The following is an 18,375-nucleotide window of genomic DNA, read 5'->3' as shown; positions in this document are numbered from 1 at the left end:
GTACCCTGGAAACGTGGCAGATCCTTCGACGTACAGGCCCCGCACGGGAGACATTCCGACCTCGCCGGGCGTCTACCGATTCTCCGACCCAGACGGGCGCGTCATCTACGTCGGCAAGGCCAAGAACCTGCGCAACCGCCTCACCAACTACTTCCAGGACCTGGCGAATCTGCACCCGCGCACCCAGCAGATGGTGACGACCGCGAGCGCCGTGCAGTGGACCGTCGTGCGCTCCGAAGTAGAGGCCCTCACGCTGGAGTTCACGTGGATTAAAGAGTTCAATCCGCGCTTCAACGTCATGTTTAAGGACGACAAGTCCTATCCCTACCTGGCGGTGTCGATGGGGGAGCGCTTCCCCCGCGTGCAGGTCACGCGCGAGCGCAAGAGGGCCGGGTCGCGCTACTTCGGCCCGTACACGCAGGTGTGGGCGATTCGCGACACGATCGATCAGCTCCTTCGCGTCTTCCCGATGCGCTCGTGCTCGGCGGGCGTGTTCCAGCGTGCGAAGGCTCAGGGGCGTCCGTGTCTGCTCGGTTACATCGACAAGTGCGCGGCGCCGTGCGTGGGGCGCATCTCGATGGAGGAGCATCGCGAGCTCGCCGAGGGGCTGTGCCAGTTCATGGAGGGGCGCACGGGCCCGGTGATCCGAGACCTGGAGGAGCAGATGCGCCAGGCGTCGGCGGAGCTGAACTTCGAGCGCGCCGCGAAGCTGCGCGATGACCTCAAGGCGCTGCGCACGGTGCTCGAGCGTAACGCGGTCGTGCTCGACGACGGGGCGGACGCGGACGTGTTTTCTCTCGTCAGCGACGACCTGGACGCGGCCGTTTACGTCTTCCACGTGCGCGGCGGGCGCATCCGCGGCACGCGCGGCTGGGTGATTGAGCGCGTGGACGGGGCGGGGGAGGAGGCGCTCATGTCCCGCCTCCTCGAGCAGGTGTATTCCTCGGCGTCGATGGACGAGGCCGGGGCGGGGAGGGCGGCGAAGGTGGCGGCGGTGAGCGTGGACGACGTCGCGCACACCCCGACCTCGGCGATCCCGCGCGAGGTACTGGTCTCGGTCGTGCCCGAGGATGCCGAGACGATCGCGCGTTGGCTGGGACAGGTGCGCGGCGTGTCCGTGTCGATCCACGTGCCCAGGCGCGGCCCGAAGGCCCAGCTTATGGCAACGGTGACGGAGAACGCGCGCCAGGGGCTCGCCTTGCATCGCACGAAACGCGCGGGCGACATCACGGCGCGCTCGAAGGCGCTGGAGGAGCTGGCCGAGAACCTGGACCTGCCGGGTGCGCCCCTGCGCATCGAGTGCTACGACGTCTCGCACACGGGAGGCGAGAATCAGGTGGCTTCCATGGTGGTCTTCGAGGATGGGATGCCTCGTAAGGACGCGTATCGCACCTTCAATATTCGCGGTCAGGACGGCAGCGGTACGCCCGATGATACGAGCGCGATGAACGAGGTCCTCACCCGTCGCTTCTCGCGCTTGCTCGCCGAGGAGGCGGGCGTTGAGGGTGAGGACGAGGATGGCGTCGCCTTCGCCTCGGGTCCGATCGACGAGACGACCGGGCGTCCCAAGCGTTTCTCGTACAGGCCCGACCTGGTGCTCGTCGACGGAGGCCTCCCGCAGGTCAACGCCGCGCGCGCAGCCCTGGACGCCGTGGGCGCGGACGTGCCCGTCGTAGGCCTGGCCAAGCGCCTGGAGGAAGTGTGGATCCCCGGCGACGAGTTCCCCCTCATCCTGCCGCGTACCTCGGAGGCTCTGTATCTCCTCCAGTATCTGCGCGACGAGTCCCACCGCTTCGCGATCACCAAGCACCGCAAGAGGCGATCGAAGGCGCAGCGGCGCTCGGTGCTGGACTCCATCCCGGGGCTTGGACCCGCCCGCCAGGCGGCGCTGCTCAAGCATTTCGGCTCCGTGAAGCGCATGAGGGAGGCGAGTCTCGAGCAGATTGCCGAGGTCAAGGGCGTGGGACCCGCCCTCGCGGCTTCGATCCGCGATAGGCTTGCAGCATCGTCAAGGGAGGACACACCATGACCACGATGCTTCCGATGCCGCTTCCTGCGCGGGTGCTGCTCCTGGGTTCCGGCGAGCTCGGCAAGGAGGTGACGATCGCCCTGAAGCGCTACGGCTGCACGGTGATAGCCGCAGACTCCTACGAGGGTGCGCCCGCGATGCAGGTCGCCGACTCCTCCCTGGTGTTCGACATGAGCGACGGGCGAGCCTTGCGCGAGGTCCTGGATGAGGTCGAGGTCGACCTGATCGTTCCCGAAGTCGAGGCCATCGCCACGGATGAGTTGTCCGCCGCGGAGGAGCGCGGCGTGTGCGTCGTACCTAACGCCTTCGCCGTCCAGGCCACCATGGATCGTCAGCGCATCCGTACCCTGGCGGCTGCCCTGCCCGGCGTGCGTACCTCCGCCTTCCGCTTCGCGCGCAGCGAGGCAGAGCTGGCGGCGGCTCTCGACGAGGTCGGCTACCCTGCCTTCGTCAAACCCACGATGTCCTCATCCGGCCACGGGCAGTCTCGCGTGAGCAATCCCGAGCAGGCGCAGGCCGCGTGGGCGCACGCCGAGGAGGATGCGCGTGCGACAACCGGTGTGGTCATCGTCGAGGAGGGCATCGACTTCGACTACGAGATCACCCTGCTCACCGTGCGCTCGTGGGACGCAGCAAGCTCCAGCGTCCTCACCTCCTTCTGCGTGCCCATTGGCCACCGCCAGGAGGACGGCGACTACGTCGAGTCCTGGCAGCCGATGGCCATGAGCGAGGAGGCGCTCGCCTCCGCCCGGCAGATGGCCAAGGAAGTCACCGACGCCCTCGCCGAGCACGGAAACGGCCCCTGCCTGGGCGTCTTCGGCGTTGAGTTCTTCGTGCGTGGCGACCAGGTCTGGTTCTCCGAACTCTCGCCTCGCCCCCACGACACCGGCATGGTCACCATGGTCACCCAGCGCCAATCCGAGTTCGAGCTCCACGCTCGCGCCATCCTCGGCCTGCCCACCTCCACGGCCCTGGCCAGCCCCGGCGCCTCCGCCGTCATCAAGTCCGTGCGGGCCATCGAATCCCCGGCCTACCGGGGCGTCGCCACCGCTCTGGCAACCGCCGACATCGTGCGCCTCTTCGGCAAGCCGATCAGCCGCGCCGGGCGCCGCGTCGGAGTTGTCGCCGCCACCGCCACCACCCCCAAGGAATCGCGCGTCATCGCTCGACGCGCCGCCGCCGCCATCACAATCAACGACGCCGCTTCCGCCAGCGTCTAACACAACCCCCGCACGCGAAGAGCCCGCTCCCAAGGAGGACATTATGACCGACCATGCACCCCACGGTGCGCCCCGCGCGACCGATGCCCCGGCCTCGTCCACGGGGGAGGAAAACCCGCGCACCTTCCCCGAGGGCATCCCCGTGCGCGACATGATGCGCGTCCAGTACGAGCCCCGCGCCTCCAACGAAGTCCTCATCATCACCGGCTACTCGGGAGCGGGCCGCACCGGCGCTGCGCGAGCCCTCGAAGACCTCGACTGGTACGTCGTCGACAACCTGCCCCCGTCGATGCTGCCCGCCCTGGTCGGCATGATGTCTAACGACCCCGCGGCAGGCGTCCACCGTCTCGCCGTCGGCGTCGACGTGCGTTCCCGCACCTTCTTCCGCACCCTGGACGCGACCCTCGAACAGCTCAAAGGAGCTGGCATCGTCTACCGCATCATCTTCCTAGAGGCCAGCCCCGAAACCCTCGTGCGACGATACGAATCCAACCGCCGCCCCCACCCACTCCAGGGCGCTGGCACACTGATGGACGGCATCAAAGCAGAGATGCGCCTGCTCGCGCCGCTGCGCCGCACCGCCGATGAAGTTATTGACACTTCCACGATGAGCGTGCACGACTTGACCCGCCGCATCCGCGACATCGTCGCGGGGGAGAAGCGACCGCTGCAGGTGACCGTCGAGTCCTTCGGATTCAAACACGGGCTTCCCCTCGACGCTGACCACGTCGTCGACGTGCGCTTCCTGAAGAATCCCTACTGGGTCGACGAATTGCGGCATTTGACCGGCAAAGACCAGGCCGTCGCGGACTATGTGCTCTCCCAGCCGGGTGCGCGTGACTTCGCTCTCGGCTATGCCGACCTTTTAGCCCCCATGCTCGCCGGCTATCTGGCAGAATTGAAGCCATTCGTCACGATCGCCATCGGATGCACCGGCGGAAAACACCGCTCCGTTGCATGCGCCGAAGCCATCGCGCAACGCCTGCGCGAGCACGGACACTCGGTGCGCGTCATGCACCGCGACATTGGGAGAGAATAATGCCCTATCTTGATGCAGCTGGCTGGGTCCAACGAGGAGAATCCGGCCAGTCCATCGTTGCCCTAGGTGGCGGGCACGGCCTGTCCGCCACCCTGCGGGCACTTCGCCACATCACCCGCGCCCTGACAGCTATCGTCACCGTCGCAGACGACGGCGGCAGCTCCGGTCGTCTGCGCCAAGAAATGCCGATCCTCCCCCCAGGCGACCTACGCATGGCTTTGGCCTCTCTGTGCGAAGAATCAGAATGGGGACTGACCTGGCGCGACGTTATGCAGCTACGCCTCGATACGAGCGGCCCCCTCAACGGGCACGCGCTGGGCAACCTTTTGATTTCCGGTCTCTGGCAGCTTCTTGACGATCCTGTCGAAGGCCTCGACTGGGTGGGACGCCTGCTCGGTGCGCAGGGGCGTGTCCTACCCATGTCAACCACGCCGATCGACATCGAAGCAGAAATGAACGACGGGGGTCGACGCTACGTCGTCGCCGGGCAATCCAAGGTTGCCGTTGCACCCGGAACCGTTGAATATGTGCGTATCACGCCGGAAACGCCAGCGGTTCCCAGCGCCGTCATCGATGCAATCTCCGAAGCAGACTGGGTCGTGCTCGGCCCTGGCTCGTGGTACACCTCCGTCATTCCGCACCTGCTGGTCCCTGACATCAACCGTGCGCTGGCAACGACCGATGCGCACCGCGCGCTCGTGCTCAACCTTGCGCGCCAGCGCGGTGAAACCGACACGATGTCGACCGCCGACCACGTGCGGGTGCTGCGCGAGTATGCCCCGGCACTCAAACTCGATGTGGTCGTCGCCGATCCCACAGCATGCGATGACATCGACGATCTCATTGTGGCCGCCGAGGAACTCGGCGCCCGCGTGCTTCTGCGTCAGGTCCGTACCGGAGACGGTGCCCCTCACCACGACCCGCTGCGCCTCGCCGCCGCACTGCGTGACGCATTTGACGGTTTCCTTGGTGAGGTCGGCCAGACCGAAACGTGGTTACCTTAGAACCTGTTGCACGCTGACCAACGACATCACACCATAGGGAGAACCTGTGTCCCTAACATCAGACATGAAGGACGAGCTTGCGCGCGCTGTCATCACCACGCCATCAGTGGTGGCCGCCGAAGTGAGCGCAATGCTTCGCTTCGCGGGCGGACTGCACCTTGTTGGCGGACGCATTCTCGTGGAGGCGGAGCTCGACTCTCCCGTTGCCGCACGTCGGCTACGCACCTACCTTCATGCTCTTTACAACGCGGAATCCACCGTCGTCGTAGTCTCGGGTTCTTCTCTGCGTCGCGGCAAGCGCTACGTCGTGCGCGTCGTTCATAAGGCAGACGACTTGGCGCGCCTGACCGGCCTGGTTGACTCCATGCGGCGTCCGGTCCGTGGGCTTCCCCCCGTGCTTGTCGCCTCTGGAACCGCTGAGGCAGCAGCCATCTGGCGCGGCGCCTTCCTAGCTCGCGGATCACTCATGGAGCCCGGTCGTTCTTCTTCCCTCGAAATCACCTGCCCAGGTCCCGAGGTTGCGCTGGCGATGGTTGGCTGCGCGCGCAAGCTTGGTGCGCTCGCCCGTTCCAAAGAGGTGCGCGGCGCAGACAGGGTCTCTGTGCGCGACTCCGATGCAATCGGCACACTCATCGCCGCAATGGGGGCACCTCACACCTTCGAGGCATGGCAGGAGAGACGTGAACGTCGCGAGGCACGTGGCAGTGCAAACCGCTTGGCTAACTTCGATGACGCGAACCTGCGTCGTTCTGCCCGTGCAGCCGTTGCGGCCGGAGCTCGCGTCGAGCGTGCCTTCGAAATTCTGGGAGATGATGTTCCATCTCACCTGCTCGAGGCCGGTACCTTGCGCCTGCAGTTCAAGCAGGCATCGCTCGAAGAACTGGGTAAACACACGAACCCTCCTCTGACGAAAGACGCCGTCGCAGGTCGTATTCGCCGTCTCCTCGCACTCGCAGACAAGGTTGCGCACGAACGCGGAATTCCAGATACGGAATCGGCCTTGACTCTCGAGATGCTTGAAGAAGACTGAAGTTTCCGCGCCTGTTACGTTCGTCCCAGTTCAAACGAGAATTAGCCCACGTACAAATTTCGAAATTGGGGTGTGACAGAGTCCGCTTTCGGGTGTAGATTAGGAACTGCTGGAACCGCAGAAACCTGCGGGCCGGGCTGGCAACCCGCACGCCCGGTTGCATCGAAAACCGTGCCCTATGATGGGCACGAGCAGGAGGAACCATAGTGACCACCCGCGTTGGCATCAACGGCTTCGGCCGCATCGGTCGTAACTTCTTCCGCGCAGCTCTTGAGCAGGGCGCGGACATTGAGGTCGTCGCCGTTAACGACCTGACCGACAACAAGACCCTCGCTCACCTGCTGAAGTACGACTCGATCACGGGCCGCTTCAACGGTGAGGTTTCCTACGACGATGAGGGTATCGTCGTGAACGGCAAGCACATCAAGGTGCTCGCTCAGCGTAACCCCGCCGATCTGCCCTGGGGCGAACTCGGCGTTGAGGTCGTCGTCGAGTCCACCGGCTTCTTCACCGACGGTGAGAAGGCCAAGGCTCACCTGGACGCTGGCGCCAAGAAGGTCGTCATCTCCGCTCCCGCGAAGAACGTCGACGGCACCTTCGTCATGGGCGTGAACGAGGACAAGTACGATGGCGCTACGATGAACATCGTGTCGAACGCCTCCTGCACGACCAACTGCCTCGCCCCCCTCGCCAAGGTCCTCGAAGAGAACTTCGGCATCGAGCGTGGCATTATGACCACCATCCACTCCTACACGGGTGATCAGCGTGTCCTCGACGCTCCCCACAAGGATCTGCGTCGCGCCCGCGCCGCTGCCCTGAACATGATCCCCACCAAGACCGGTGCCGCCCAGGCCGTCGCCCTGGTCCTGCCCGAGCTTGAGGGCAAGTTCGATGGCCTCGCCGTCCGTGTCCCCACTCCGACCGGCTCCCTGACCGACCTCACCTTCATCGCGAAGAAGGAGGTCTCCGTCGAGGCCGTTAAGGCTGCTGTTAAGGCCGCCGCCGAGGGTGAACTCAAGGGTGTCCTCGAGTACACCGAGGATCCGATCGTCTCCACCGACATCATGGGCGATCCGCACACCTCGATCTTCGATGCCACCGAGACCAAGGTCATCGGCAACCTCGTTAAGGTCCTGTCCTGGTACGACAACGAGTGGGGCTACTCGAACGCTCTCGTTCGCCTCACCGCTCTCGTTGGCTCCAAGCTCGCCTGAGCGTGCTGACAAACCAGCCATGAGCTGATAGTGAGATGCCCGTGCACGCACGTGCACGGGCATCTCGCACATCACTACCGCCTTTATCCAATCGAAAGGATCCTTCGATGAGGACTATCTCCACCCTCGGCGACCTGCGCGGTAAGCGCATCTTGGTTCGCTCTGATTTCAACGTTCCGCTTAAGGACGGCGTCATCACCGACGATGGCCGTATTCGCGCGGCTCTGCCCACCCTGAAGACCCTGACCGATGCCGGTGCCAAGGTCGTTATTCTGGCCCATCTCGGTCGCCCGAAGGGCAAGGTCGATCCCGCTTTCTCGCTGGCCCCTGTCGCCGCGCGCCTCGCTGAGCTCTCCGGCGTGAAAGTTACCCTGGCCGCCGATACCGTTGGCCCCTCCGCTACTGAGACGGTCGCCGCCCTGGGTGATGGCGAGATCGCCCTGCTCGAAAACGTTCGCTTCGATCCCCGCGAGACCTCCAAGGTCGACGAGGAACGCGAAGAACTCGCCCGTGAGTACGCCAAGCTCGGCGACGCTTTTGTCTCCGATGGCTTCGGTGTGGTGCACCGCAAGCAGGCTTCCGTCTACGACATCGCCAAGCTTCTGCCCTCGGCCGCTGGTCTTCTGGTTCTCAAGGAGATCGAGTCCCTGTCCAAGGTCACCGGCGATCCCGAGCGCCCCTACGGCGTTGTCCTTGGTGGCTCCAAGGTCTCCGATAAGCTCGGCGTCATCGCTAACCTGTTGAAGAAAGCCGACATGCTTTTCATCGGTGGCGGCATGGCCTTTACCTTCCTGGCCGCACAGGGCTACTCTGTTGGCAAGTCCCTGCTCGAGACTGACCAGATCGATACCGTCAAGGGCTACATTGCTGAGGCTGCCAAACGCGGCGTTGACCTGGTGCTCCCCATCGATGTCGTCGTAGCCCCCGAGTTCGCGGCGGATGCCCCTGCCACTGTCGTTGAGGTGGATGCGATCCCCGACGATCAGATGGGTCTGGACATCGGCCCGAAGTCCGCGAAGCTTTTCGCCGACAAACTGGCAACCGCGAAGACCGTTGCGTGGAACGGCCCCATGGGCGTCTTCGAATTCGACGCCTTCTCCGGCGGTACCCGCGCGGTCGCTGAAGCCCTCTCGAAGGGTTCTATGTTCTCCGTCATCGGCGGCGGTGACTCCGCTGCGGCCGTGCGTCTCCTCGGCTTCGACGAGAACACCTTCTCCCATATTTCCACTGGCGGCGGCGCCTCCCTCGAACTCCTCGAAGGCAAGGTCCTGCCCGGTATCGCAGTTCTGGAGGACTGACTCATGGCACGTACCCCCCTCATGGCTGGCAACTGGAAGATGAACCTCGATCACCTCGAGGCCAATCATCTCGTCCAGGGCCTGGCAATGGCGCTGTCCGACGCGGGACACGACTACTCCAAGTGCGAGGTCCTGGTCATCCCGCCGTTTACCGACATTCGTACCGTCCAGACCATCGTTGACGCCGACGAGCTGGGCATCAAGTATGGTGCACAGGATGTGTCGATCCACGACAACGGCGCATACACCGGTGAAATCTCCACTGAGATGCTTAGCAAGCTTGGTGTGACCTACGTCGTGATGGGTCACTCTGAGCGTCGTGAGTACCACAATGAGTCCGACGAGCTGGTTGGCGCGAAGGCGCGTAAGGTCTTCGACGCTGGCATGACTCCGATTCTGTGCTGCGGCGAGGCCCTCGAGGTCCGTAAGGCTGGCACCTACGTCGAGTTCGTGCTCGGCCAGATCCGCGCCGCACTCGCCGGTTGGAAGGCCGAAGAGGTAGCAAAGATTGTCATCGCCTACGAGCCCATTTGGGCTATTGGCACAGGCGAGACTGCCTCTGCGCAGGACGCACAGGAAGTGTGCGGCGCCATCCGAGCGGCGCTCGCCGAGGACTTCGGCACCGAGACGGCCGAGGCGACCCGCATTCTGTACGGCGGCTCTGCGAAGCCCGGTAACATCAAGGAACTCATGGCCCAGCCCGACGTTGACGGTGGTCTCGTCGGCGGCGCTTCCCTGAAGGCTGATTCCTTCGCCGCGATGGCGAACTTCTATGCCTGAGTGGTGACAACGTTCTAGTTGGCACACCTTAACTGGGCTGCCAAGCAGACGTGGTGCGGGGCCAACCGGCGAGTGCCGGTTGGCCCCGCCGTCATTCTCCGTTACACTTGCTATGTATGTGCCCCGGATCGGGGCGTGACCGCGATAGAAGTTGGACTCACCGTGACCATTCTGAATAACGTGCTGATCGTGCTCATTTTCCTGACCAGCATCTTGCTGACCCTGACCATCCTGATGCACAAGGGACAGGGCGGCGGCTTGTCGGATATGTTCGGTGGCGGTATTTCTTCATCGGCGGGTTCCTCCGGCGTTGCCGAGCGCAACCTGAATCGCATTACATTGGGGACCTTGCTGGTGTGGCTTGTGTGTATCATCAGTTTCGCGCTGCTCGCGAAGTTCGGCTCCTAATCCGTTCATCGTTCAAGACGTTGTGCTATGGCCCCCACTTTCGTGTGGGGGCCATTTTCTTGTGGTTGTACCCCGCGAATCCCGTCGGTTTCGGATTAAAGGGGCTCTTCGCATTTTGGGGTTCTTCATAGTTGGGTGTGGGTGGAGGCGTCTAGGCCTCCTGCGATGAGGAGCATTCGGAGTTGGTCGTTGGTGGGGTTTCGGTAGCCTCTGGCGGTGCGTCTGCCCAGCTCGATAATGTCCGTTGATGGCTTCTGTGGGGCCGTTGCTGGCTCCGCCTGTGTCGAAGTAGGGGGCTATAGGCGCAAACGTGGTGCTTTAGACGGCGTGTCGTGGGTCTAGTGGGCGCGTCCGGCCCAGCCTTTGCGTGGCCAGAGTCCTTCTTCTGGGGTGGGGGTTCCTTCCGGGATTCCGTGGCGTTTCTGATCGGTGTNTCGCCGTATTGTGCCACCGGATCCGCGCCGGGACCCCGGCCCAGGGCGCGTCGATGACCTCCATGACCATGCGCCCGTGGCCTTGTGCGATTCAGCCCACAACCAGGGTAGCCAACCAGCTGGTTGCACGACTCAACATCGAGCACTAGAGCATCTGGGGTGCGAGCAACGCTCATCAGATGGAAGCCCTCCAAACCGACGAGCAGATCACACCGATCACAACGATCAAGCGACGCACAGCAGCAGCAGGTAGGGTGAGACACCGCCCGAGGTCCTTTGAAGATCGCGGGGGTTGAAGTCCGCTCATCATCAAGGACCTCGACCTCTACCCGCAACCCCCGACCAACACCCGGTCACCCACACTCAATGTCAAGTCCCGGGTTTTGTGTAGGGATTTTTAGGCCGCTTTCTTTCGTGTTGTTGTGTATTTGTTTTCTGCTTGTTGCGGTGTGATTCCGCCCAGGGCGAGGTGAGGGCGGCTTGTGTTGTACCAGTGGACCCAGGCTGAGGTTTCGCGTTCGACTTCGCGTTGGTCGCGCCATGGACCTGTGTAGCCGGGACGTGCTTTGTTGTAGATGAGTTCGGCTTTGTATAAGGAGTTCAAGGCCTCGGCTAGAGCGTTGTCGTAGGAGTCGCCGGTGGATCCTACTGAGGCTATGGCCTTGCATTGGGCTAGTGCCTGTCCGTAGCGCACGTCGCGGTATTGGACGCCTCGGTCGGAGTGGTGCACAAGCCCTCGAGTGTCTATGTTTTCGCGGCGTCGCTGGCAGATCGCCATGTTTAATGCGTCCAGGGCCAGGTCAGTACGCAGCGAGGACGCGACCTTCCAGCCCAGGATTTTACGAGAGCACACGTCGGTGACGAAGGAGACGTAGACCCAGCCAGCCTGGGTTGGTACGTAGGTAATGTCTGCGACCCACAACTCGTTGAGATCACGGGCCCCAAAATGCCGATTGACCAGATCCAAGGGGCATGCATGGCGCGGCGCTGAAGCCGTGACATGGCGGGTCCGACGCCGACTCACACCACGAATGCCCATACGCCGCATCAGTCTCTCGACCGTGCACCGCGCCACATATCCCACGCCCAACTCGTGAGTGTTGAGGAAGGCGTGCATTTTGCGCACCCCGAACACACAGTAGTTCTCCTCCCACACGCGTCTGATCACGTCTGTGAGCGCCTCGTCGCGCACGCTGCGCGCCGACAAGGGGCGCGCCCGAGCGGCGTAATAACTACTGGGAGCAACCCGCACCCCTAACTGGGACAAGACAGTGCAGATTGGCTCGACTCCCCACCGATGTCGATTGACCTCGATAAAGTCGTAAACTAACGCGCGAGGCGGTCGAGCTCCGCCCCGAAAAAAGCTGACGCCGCCTTCAAGATCTCATTGGCTCGGCGCAGTTCACGGTTTTCAGCTTCCAGCGCCCGGATGCGGGCCTCTTGATCACTGACCTCGCCGCGCTCATTGCGTCCGCCCTGCTCCACGGCACGCACCCACGTACGTAGCGCCTCAGGATTGATCCCCAACTGGCCGCTAATGCGCTTAATAGCACCCCTACGCCGCTCGGGATCAGCACGAGCCTCCAACGCCATACGCGTCGCACGCTCACGCAACTCCATCGAATACTTACGCTGACCAGACATCCCAAACCTCCAATCCGGCCTAAGATACTCTCCACAATACCCGGGACACATCACAACTCTGAAGAGCCCGTTAACCCGGTAAGTGGCGTGTTAACCCGACAAGTGGCACCCTCAACCCCTCAATGCGCACGTTAACCCCTTAGGTGGAGCGTGGGCAGGTGTGCCCATACTCCACTAGTAGGGCCCAGCTGCGCACTGAAGGGTTGACACAGCCACCCATGGGGCCAGGCCCCCGCAGGCTCAGAACGCACCAGCCCCACGAGGCCCCGCGCATCCACAGAACCGAGGCAACGCGCCGTTCACGAGCCAGCCGCGACGCGAATCGCCCGGACCTGAGTGGCACTACAACACTCTCTCACGTAGCACGAAGCCGCAGGTGCCAGGTGCCGGTTTCGCGTTCGACCTCGCGCCGATCGTGCCAGACAGCAGGTGACAGGTGCCAGGCGGTACAAAGACCACGCCGACGGGAACGAGAGGGACACCGGTTCCACCATATTGCTTGTTGCCGATCAGATGGGTTCCTCCCGACGGGGCTAGCTCCTGTCGGCGGAGCGAGCGCGCCAGCGCCACCGATGCCTCCCCCGATGACGCTCGGGACCGAACCCCGACCAACACGTTTTGTCCTATAACCCCCAGTTTTGCAACGAGCTTTTCTATGCCTCGGCTCTGATCGTCGCCTCAGAGCAGCTGAATCGGCGTTGAGTCGCTGTTCTCGTCAGGCCAGCCCTTATTCCTGTGCGAGTGTCGACGGGAGCTGGATCTGTGAGGCTGCAGCCGCGTCGAGGTAGACGTACGTGGACGGTCTAAGGATGCCCGCGACGGGCAAATCGAGGGGGGAAGCACCTGCGAAGGCACGCCCGAGGGCCTCAGCTTTCCCGTCGCCGACGGTCGTCAGCCACACTTCAGGGCAGGCGCGCATGACCGGCATGGACACGGTGATGCGCTCTGGCGGGGGCTTGGGGGAATTGCGGATCGCCAGGATGGGGGAGGACTCTTCGAGGTCAACATGCCCGGGAAACAGGGAGCAGATGTGCCCGTCTGGCCCCATGCCGATCAGGGCGATGTCGAAGGAACCGTCGCCCATCAGCGCGGTCCACGTGGCCGTGAAGGCGAGCGTCGCCGCATCTAGGCAGCCACCTCCCGGCGCCGACGCATCCGAAGTTGGCATGCGCACGAACTCCACGCCGCTGGCCGCGTGGAAGAAACCTTCCCACGCCTGATCGTCGTTACGATCGCCGTGCCCCGCCGGGACGTAACGCTCGTCTACCAGCCACACGCGCACGCGTGACCAGTCGATCTCGCCGACGCGGGGGAGAAGCGAAGGCAGAAGTGACGTCGCTACAGCGCCACCGGAGATGGCCACGTTAATCCGGCTGCCAGCTTCGGCCTCATCAATGAGAACGCACAGGCGCGCAAGGAATGCGCTGCCGACCGCCTCGTTGAGCGCTTCCACGGTGGGTAGTACTGTCAGGGTGTTAACGGATACCACGTCAGTCCTCCGTCGGGCACTCGGCCAAGCGCGGGAGTTCGGTCGTGAGCAGTTCGCCGTAGTAGACATCCGGATCCAGGCGTCGCAGGTCCTCCATGAGGGAGTCTTGAACTGAGCGACGCGCCAGGTTCACGTTGCGGTCCTCCAACCCTGGGCGCGATAAACGTGCGACCGAGGAGGTGGCGCTGCGCGAGAGTGACACGGTCGTGTCGTCGTCGAAGAAGAACGTGATGTCGGTGATCGTGTGTGCCTCGAGGGCGACGACCCGCTCAACGGGCACACCCAGCTGGTGGTGCAGCCACGCGGCCACGAGGAACGGAGACGGATGCGTCGCGTTACCCGCCACGCGGATGGAGGTGGGCAGACGATCGAAGTCCTCGGCGACGGCTGCGAGCAGCGCGCGCCACAGGGTAACTCCCGCCCATGCCAGATCAGTGTCGCCCGGCGTGTAGACGGTCGACAGGGCCGACAGGGTCTCCATCGGGCACTCCGTGGCTCTCGAATCGGTAATGCGTTTGACTGCGAGGCGCCCCAGCGGGTGGGCGCCGGGATTCTCGGGCGGGGTTACCGGCCAGTAGGTGACGACCGGCGTGTCCGACTGGAGCAGCGGCATGACGAGTGAATCGATGTTCGATGCCGCCTCGCCGCGAGGCTCCAGGATGATGATGTCCGACAGGCCAGCGGCGTCGCCCACGCGGATCTGCGCGTTGAGGAGAGCGGTGCCCTCGGTTGACTCGGGTTCGACGATAACGATGACGCGGCACGGGTGCTCGCGCGAAACAGCGTCGGAGACTTCGATCGCCTTGTCTACGTCAATCATGTCGGGCACGCAGATTAGCAGCGTCAAGACGCGGCTGAGAGCAGCCGATCCACGTTCGTCGCGCAGCTCCACGATACGGGAGGCGACCTCGGCGGACGTAGTGTTCTTCAAAGTTATAATCACGGGAGCCTCCAGAAACGACCGTCACAGGCCAGCATGTCGTGCGCGGACTGGGGACCCCACGTGCCCGGCGCATAGGGTTCGGGCTGGCCCTGGGTCTCCCAGAATGACAGGATTGGATCGAGGATCTTCCACGAGGCCTCGACCTCGTGCTGGTGGGGGAATAGGGGCGCAGACCCGACCAGAGCGTCCAGGATGAGCCGCTCGTAGGCCTCGGGTGAATCCTCCGTGAAGGCATGGCCGTAGGCGAAGTCCATGGTCACGTCGCGCACCTGCATTGACGTGCCCGGCACTTTCGCGCCGAGTTTGAGAGTGAGGCCCTCGTCTGGCTGGACGCGAATGACGAGCGCATTCTGTGCGGCTTCACTCAGGTCTGTGGTGCCGAAAGGAACGTGGGCCGAACGTTTGAAGATGACCGCGATTTCGGTGACGCGCTTACCCAGGCGCTTGCCGGCACGTAGGTAGAAGGGCACGCCCGCCCAGCGGCGAGTGTTCACGTAGAGCTTGACAGCGGCGAAGGTTTCGGTGGTCGAGTCGACGGGGATACCATCTTCCTCGAGGTATCCGCGTACCTTGTCGCCGCCTTGCCAGCCACCCGCGTACTGGCCGCGCGCCGTGCTCGCCGCCAGGTCTTCAGGTAGACGCACAGCCGATAGTACTTTCTCCTTCTCGACGCGAATCTCTTTTGGGGTGAAGTGGACGGGTTCCTCCATGGCGGTCAACGCCATGAGCTGCAGGAGGTGATTCTGAATGATGTCACGGGCCGCGCCAATGCCATCGTAGTAGCCGGCGCGCGTGCCGATCCCGATGTCTTCAGCCATCGTGATCTGGACTGAGTCGACGTAGTTGGCTTTCCAGAGGGGTTCAAACATGGCGTTCGCGAATCGCATCGCCATGATGTTTTGCACCGTCTCCTTGCCCAGGTAGTGGTCGATGCGGAAAACATCCTGCTCGTCGAAGATCTGCGAGATGACGTCGGAGAGAGCGCGCGCTGACTCGAGGTCGTGACCGAAGGGCTTCTCGATGATGACGCGGCGCCACTCGCGGCCCTGGCGTTTGTTGAGGCCTGTGTCGGACAGGTGTTTGGCGACGACGGGGAAGTAGGACGGCGGGATCGACAGGTAGAAGGCGTGGTTACCGCCGGTTCCACGCACGCGGTCCAGCTCGGCGACGGTGTCGGCTAGATGACGATATGCTTCCGGGTCGTCGAAGGTGCCGGAGACGAAACGCAGTCCGGAGCGCAGCTGGTTCCACGTGCCTTCGTTGAAGCCGGTGCGCGTGTGGGCTTCGATGGAGCTGCGCACGTATTCCTCGAAGTCCTGGGGGCTCCAGTCGCGGCGGGCGAAACCGGTGAGTGAAAATGCCGGGTGAAGGAGGCCTCGATTGGCGAGGTCATAGATGGCGGGCAGGAGCTTCTTTCGCGCGAGGTCGCCGGTGATGCCGAAAATGACGAGGCCGCAGGGTGGTGAGACGCGTGGGAGCCTGCGATCTTGGGGGTCGCGCAGGGTAGGGATCGCGTTTGTCACGAGGTAACGCTCCATTCGCTGAGGGGGTTGGGACGAGGCCGGGGTCCGAACGCTTCGCCCGCGGGGGAGAGGAACGGGACTGAGGACCCATACATGTGTAAGAGAATAGGGCTGTTGGCGCGCACTCGCGCGCCAACAGCCCCTTCTGCGACGAGGTGACTAGAAAGTCACGACCGGGCGGCGTCTTGGATGGATTCCTTCGCGGCGGCGGCGACGTGCTCGGCGTCGATGCCGTATTCCTTGAAGAGGAGTTCGCCCGGCGCCGAGGCGCCGAAGTGCTCGATGGAGACCGCGCGGCCGGCGTCGCCGATCCAGCGGTACCAGGGCAGGGCCAGGCCGGCCTCGACGGAGACGCGGGCGCGCACGGACGGGGGCAGAACCTCGTCGCGGTAGGCGCGGTCCTGGGCCTCGAACCAGTCGAGGCAGGGGACGGACACGACACGGGCGGCGATGCCGTCGGCGGCGAGGGCGTCGCGGGCCTCGAGGGCCACGGATACCTCGGAGCCGGACGCCATGAGGATCACGTCGGGTGTTCCTTCGGTGTCGGCCAGCACGTAGGCGCCGCGCACCAAGCCTTCGGTCGTCGCCAGGTCGCTGTCGCCCCCGCGTGCCGGGTTGGGCAGGTTCTGACGCGACAGGATGATCGCGGCAGGGTGCGACTGTTCGAGGATTGCCTTCCAGGAGGCGACCGTTTCGGCGGCGTCCGCGGGACGCACGATCGCGAGGTTCGGGATCGCACGGTAAGCAGCAAGGTGTTCGATCGGTTGGTGGGTCGGTCCGTCTTCGCCGACTCCGATGGAGTCGTGGGTCCACACGTAGGTGACAGGTAGGTCCATGAGGGCGGCGAGACGGACGGTGCCGCGCATGAAGTCGGAGAAAACGAAGAACGTGCCACCGTAGGCGCGAGTCAAGCCGTCGGCAGCGATGCCGTTGAGGGCGGCGCCCATCGCGAATTCGCGCACGCCGAAGTGCAGGTTACGACCGAACACATTGCCGCTGAATGCGTTCGTTGAACGGTGAGCGGGCAGGAAGGAGGGTTGCCCCTTCATGAAGGTGTTGTTCGAACCCGCGAGGTCGGCGGAGCCACCCCACAGTTCGGGCAACACGGGGGCGATTGCGTTGAGCACTTGGCCGGAAGCTGCGCGAGTCGCGATGGCCTTATCCTCTTCAAAGGTGGGTAGCGCGGCTTCCCAGCCGTCGGGCAGGCGGTCGGCGGACAGGCGCTCGAGCAATGCGGCACCGTCGGGGTTGGCTGTCTTCCACGCCTCGAAGCGTGCATCCCAGTGCGCGCGGTACTGCGCGATGCGTTGCGCGGCGCGCTCGCGAACCTGGGAGACGAGGGTCGGGTCGGCGTCGAACATCTTAGCGGGGTCGGCACCCAGGGCTACCTTCAGACCTGCGAGGGCCTCGCTGCCGAGCTTTGATCCGTGAATGCCTCCTGTGTTCTGCTTGCCGGGGGTCGGCCAGCCGATGATGGTGCGCAGCGCGATGATCGAGGGCTTCGTTGTCTCGGCCTTGGCGGCCTCCAGAGCGTCGTTGAGTGCGGCGGTGTTTTCCTCATAGGAGCCGTCCTCGCCCAGCCAGTTCACGCGCTGAACGTGCCAGCCGTAGGCTTCGTAGCGCGCCAGGACGTCTTCGTTGAAGGCGATAGAGGTGTCATCTTCGATGGAGATGTGGTTATCGTCCCAGATGACGGTGATGTTACCCAGCTCCTGTGTGCCTGCGAGGGAGGATGCCTCGGCGGAAATGCCTTCTTCGAAGCATCCATCGCCTGCGATGACGTAGATGTGGTGGTCAAACACAGATTCGCCCAACGGTGTGTCGGGATCGAGAAGGCCGTGGACGCGGCGGGCATTCATGGCGAAGCCGACGGCCGAGGCTATGCCGGTTCCCAGGGGGCCGGTCGTGATCTCGACACCCTTTGTGTGCCCGTATTCGGGGTGACCGGGGGTTAGGGAACCGGCGGTGCGCAGCTTCGCGATGTCGTCGAGTTCGAGGCCGAAACCACTGAGATAGAGCTGAACGTACTGGGTGAGGGAGGAATGACCAGCTGAGAGGATGAAGCGGTCGCGGCCAATCCAGCGAGGATCGGCCGGGTCAACGTTCATGACCTTGTTGTAGAGCAGGTATGCTGCGGGTGCGAGAGAGATGGCGGTACCGGGGTGCCCCGATCCGGCCTGTTCAACAGCGTCCGCTGCGAGGATCTTTGCAGTTCTGACCGCTTCGTCGTCGATATGGTCCCAGTGAAGTGTCACGTCGGCCTCCAGTCTATGATGGCCCCTACGTTGGGGCGTGTAAATGGTCTTCGCGTCCGTATTTT

At 63.8% G+C, this 18,375-nt stretch carries 13 protein-coding genes, 1 pseudogene and 1 other annotated feature; of the genes and pseudogenes, 9 read left to right on the top strand and 5 right to left on the bottom strand.

Features of this window, described 5'->3' with window-relative positions; translation table 11 throughout:
• Positions 1 to 13 precede the first annotated feature (13 nt).
• The 9 genes from uvrC (at position 14) to secG (ending at position 10,022) form a co-directional block, all read left to right on the top strand.
• Entirely contained in the window at positions 14 to 2,029 is a 2,016-nt protein-coding gene (gene uvrC / locus BQ7477_RS07025) for an excinuclease ABC subunit UvrC (RefSeq protein WP_073983336.1), read from the top strand.
• On the top strand, positions 2,026 to 3,249 hold the full coding sequence (purT, locus tag BQ7477_RS07020) for a formate-dependent phosphoribosylglycinamide formyltransferase (protein WP_073983335.1): 1,224 nt from the start codon (positions 2,026 to 2,028) through the stop codon (positions 3,247 to 3,249). Before uvrC ends, purT begins: the two co-directional genes overlap by 4 nt.
• 43 nt (positions 3,250 to 3,292) lie before the next feature.
• The gene (gene rapZ / locus BQ7477_RS07015) at positions 3,293 to 4,288 is read left to right on the top strand and encodes an RNase adapter RapZ (RefSeq protein ID WP_073983334.1); all 996 of its coding nucleotides are present in this window, start codon (positions 3,293 to 3,295) and stop codon (positions 4,286 to 4,288) included.
• On the top strand, positions 4,288 to 5,292 hold the full coding sequence (locus BQ7477_RS07010; RefSeq protein ID WP_073983333.1) for a gluconeogenesis factor YvcK family protein: 1,005 nt from the start codon (positions 4,288 to 4,290) through the stop codon (positions 5,290 to 5,292). The genes rapZ and BQ7477_RS07010 overlap by 1 nt, the downstream gene beginning before the upstream one ends.
• Positions 5,293 to 5,338: 46 nt before the next feature.
• Complete coding sequence (whiA, locus tag BQ7477_RS07005; RefSeq protein WP_073983332.1) at positions 5,339 to 6,322, top strand: DNA-binding protein WhiA; 984 nt, start codon at positions 5,339 to 5,341, stop codon at positions 6,320 to 6,322.
• A gap of 206 nt (positions 6,323 to 6,528) precedes the next feature.
• Positions 6,529 to 7,536 (top strand): type I glyceraldehyde-3-phosphate dehydrogenase, encoded by a 1,008-nt coding sequence (gene gap, locus BQ7477_RS07000; RefSeq protein ID WP_073983331.1) that lies wholly within the window; start codon positions 6,529 to 6,531, stop codon positions 7,534 to 7,536.
• Between the two features lie 107 nt (positions 7,537 to 7,643).
• The gene (locus tag BQ7477_RS06995) at positions 7,644 to 8,834 is read left to right on the top strand and encodes a phosphoglycerate kinase (protein ID WP_073983330.1); all 1,191 of its coding nucleotides are present in this window, start codon (positions 7,644 to 7,646) and stop codon (positions 8,832 to 8,834) included.
• Positions 8,835 to 8,837: 3 nt separating this feature from the next.
• Positions 8,838 to 9,614, top strand: a complete 777-nt coding sequence (tpiA, locus tag BQ7477_RS06990) for a triose-phosphate isomerase (RefSeq protein WP_073983329.1) — start codon at positions 8,838 to 8,840, stop codon at positions 9,612 to 9,614.
• Positions 9,615 to 9,776: 162 nt separating this feature from the next.
• Positions 9,777 to 10,022, top strand: a complete 246-nt coding sequence (gene secG / locus BQ7477_RS06985) for a preprotein translocase subunit SecG (RefSeq protein WP_073983328.1) — start codon at positions 9,777 to 9,779, stop codon at positions 10,020 to 10,022.
• Between the two features lie 831 nt (positions 10,023 to 10,853).
• On the opposite strand, the pseudogene BQ7477_RS06975 reads toward secG, so the two are convergent.
• From BQ7477_RS06975 to tkt, 5 genes and pseudogenes are all read right to left on the bottom strand, one after another.
• Positions 10,854 to 12,100 (bottom strand): annotated as a pseudogene (locus BQ7477_RS06975) (IS3 family transposase).
• Positions 11,694 to 11,822: a sequence feature (AL1L pseudoknot), on the bottom strand. Its footprint overlaps the pseudogene before it by 129 nt.
• 727 nt (positions 12,101 to 12,827) lie before the next feature.
• Positions 12,828 to 13,589: a 6-phosphogluconolactonase gene (pgl, locus tag BQ7477_RS06965; RefSeq protein WP_073983325.1), complete on the bottom strand. Its 762-nt coding sequence runs from the start codon at positions 13,587 to 13,589 to the stop codon at positions 12,828 to 12,830.
• A gap of 1 nt (position 13,590) precedes the next feature.
• Positions 13,591 to 14,532 carry a glucose-6-phosphate dehydrogenase assembly protein OpcA gene (locus BQ7477_RS06960; RefSeq protein ID WP_073983324.1) on the bottom strand — a complete coding sequence of 314 codons (942 nt, stop codon included), beginning with the start codon at positions 14,530 to 14,532 and terminating at the stop codon, positions 13,591 to 13,593.
• Complete coding sequence (gene zwf / locus BQ7477_RS06955) at positions 14,529 to 16,055, bottom strand: glucose-6-phosphate dehydrogenase (protein ID WP_073983323.1); 1,527 nt, start codon at positions 16,053 to 16,055, stop codon at positions 14,529 to 14,531. The genes BQ7477_RS06960 and zwf overlap by 4 nt, the downstream gene beginning before the upstream one ends.
• A gap of 167 nt (positions 16,056 to 16,222) precedes the next feature.
• Positions 16,223 to 18,310: a transketolase gene (tkt, locus tag BQ7477_RS06950; protein ID WP_129582519.1), complete on the bottom strand. Its 2,088-nt coding sequence runs from the start codon at positions 18,308 to 18,310 to the stop codon at positions 16,223 to 16,225.
• Positions 18,311 to 18,375: the final 65 nt, after the last annotated feature.

The organism is Actinomyces bouchesdurhonensis (assembly GCF_900128465.1).
GTDB lineage: Bacteria > Actinomycetota > Actinomycetes > Actinomycetales > Actinomycetaceae > Pauljensenia > Pauljensenia bouchesdurhonensis.
This window is presented reverse-complemented; position numbering and strand designations above follow the sequence as displayed.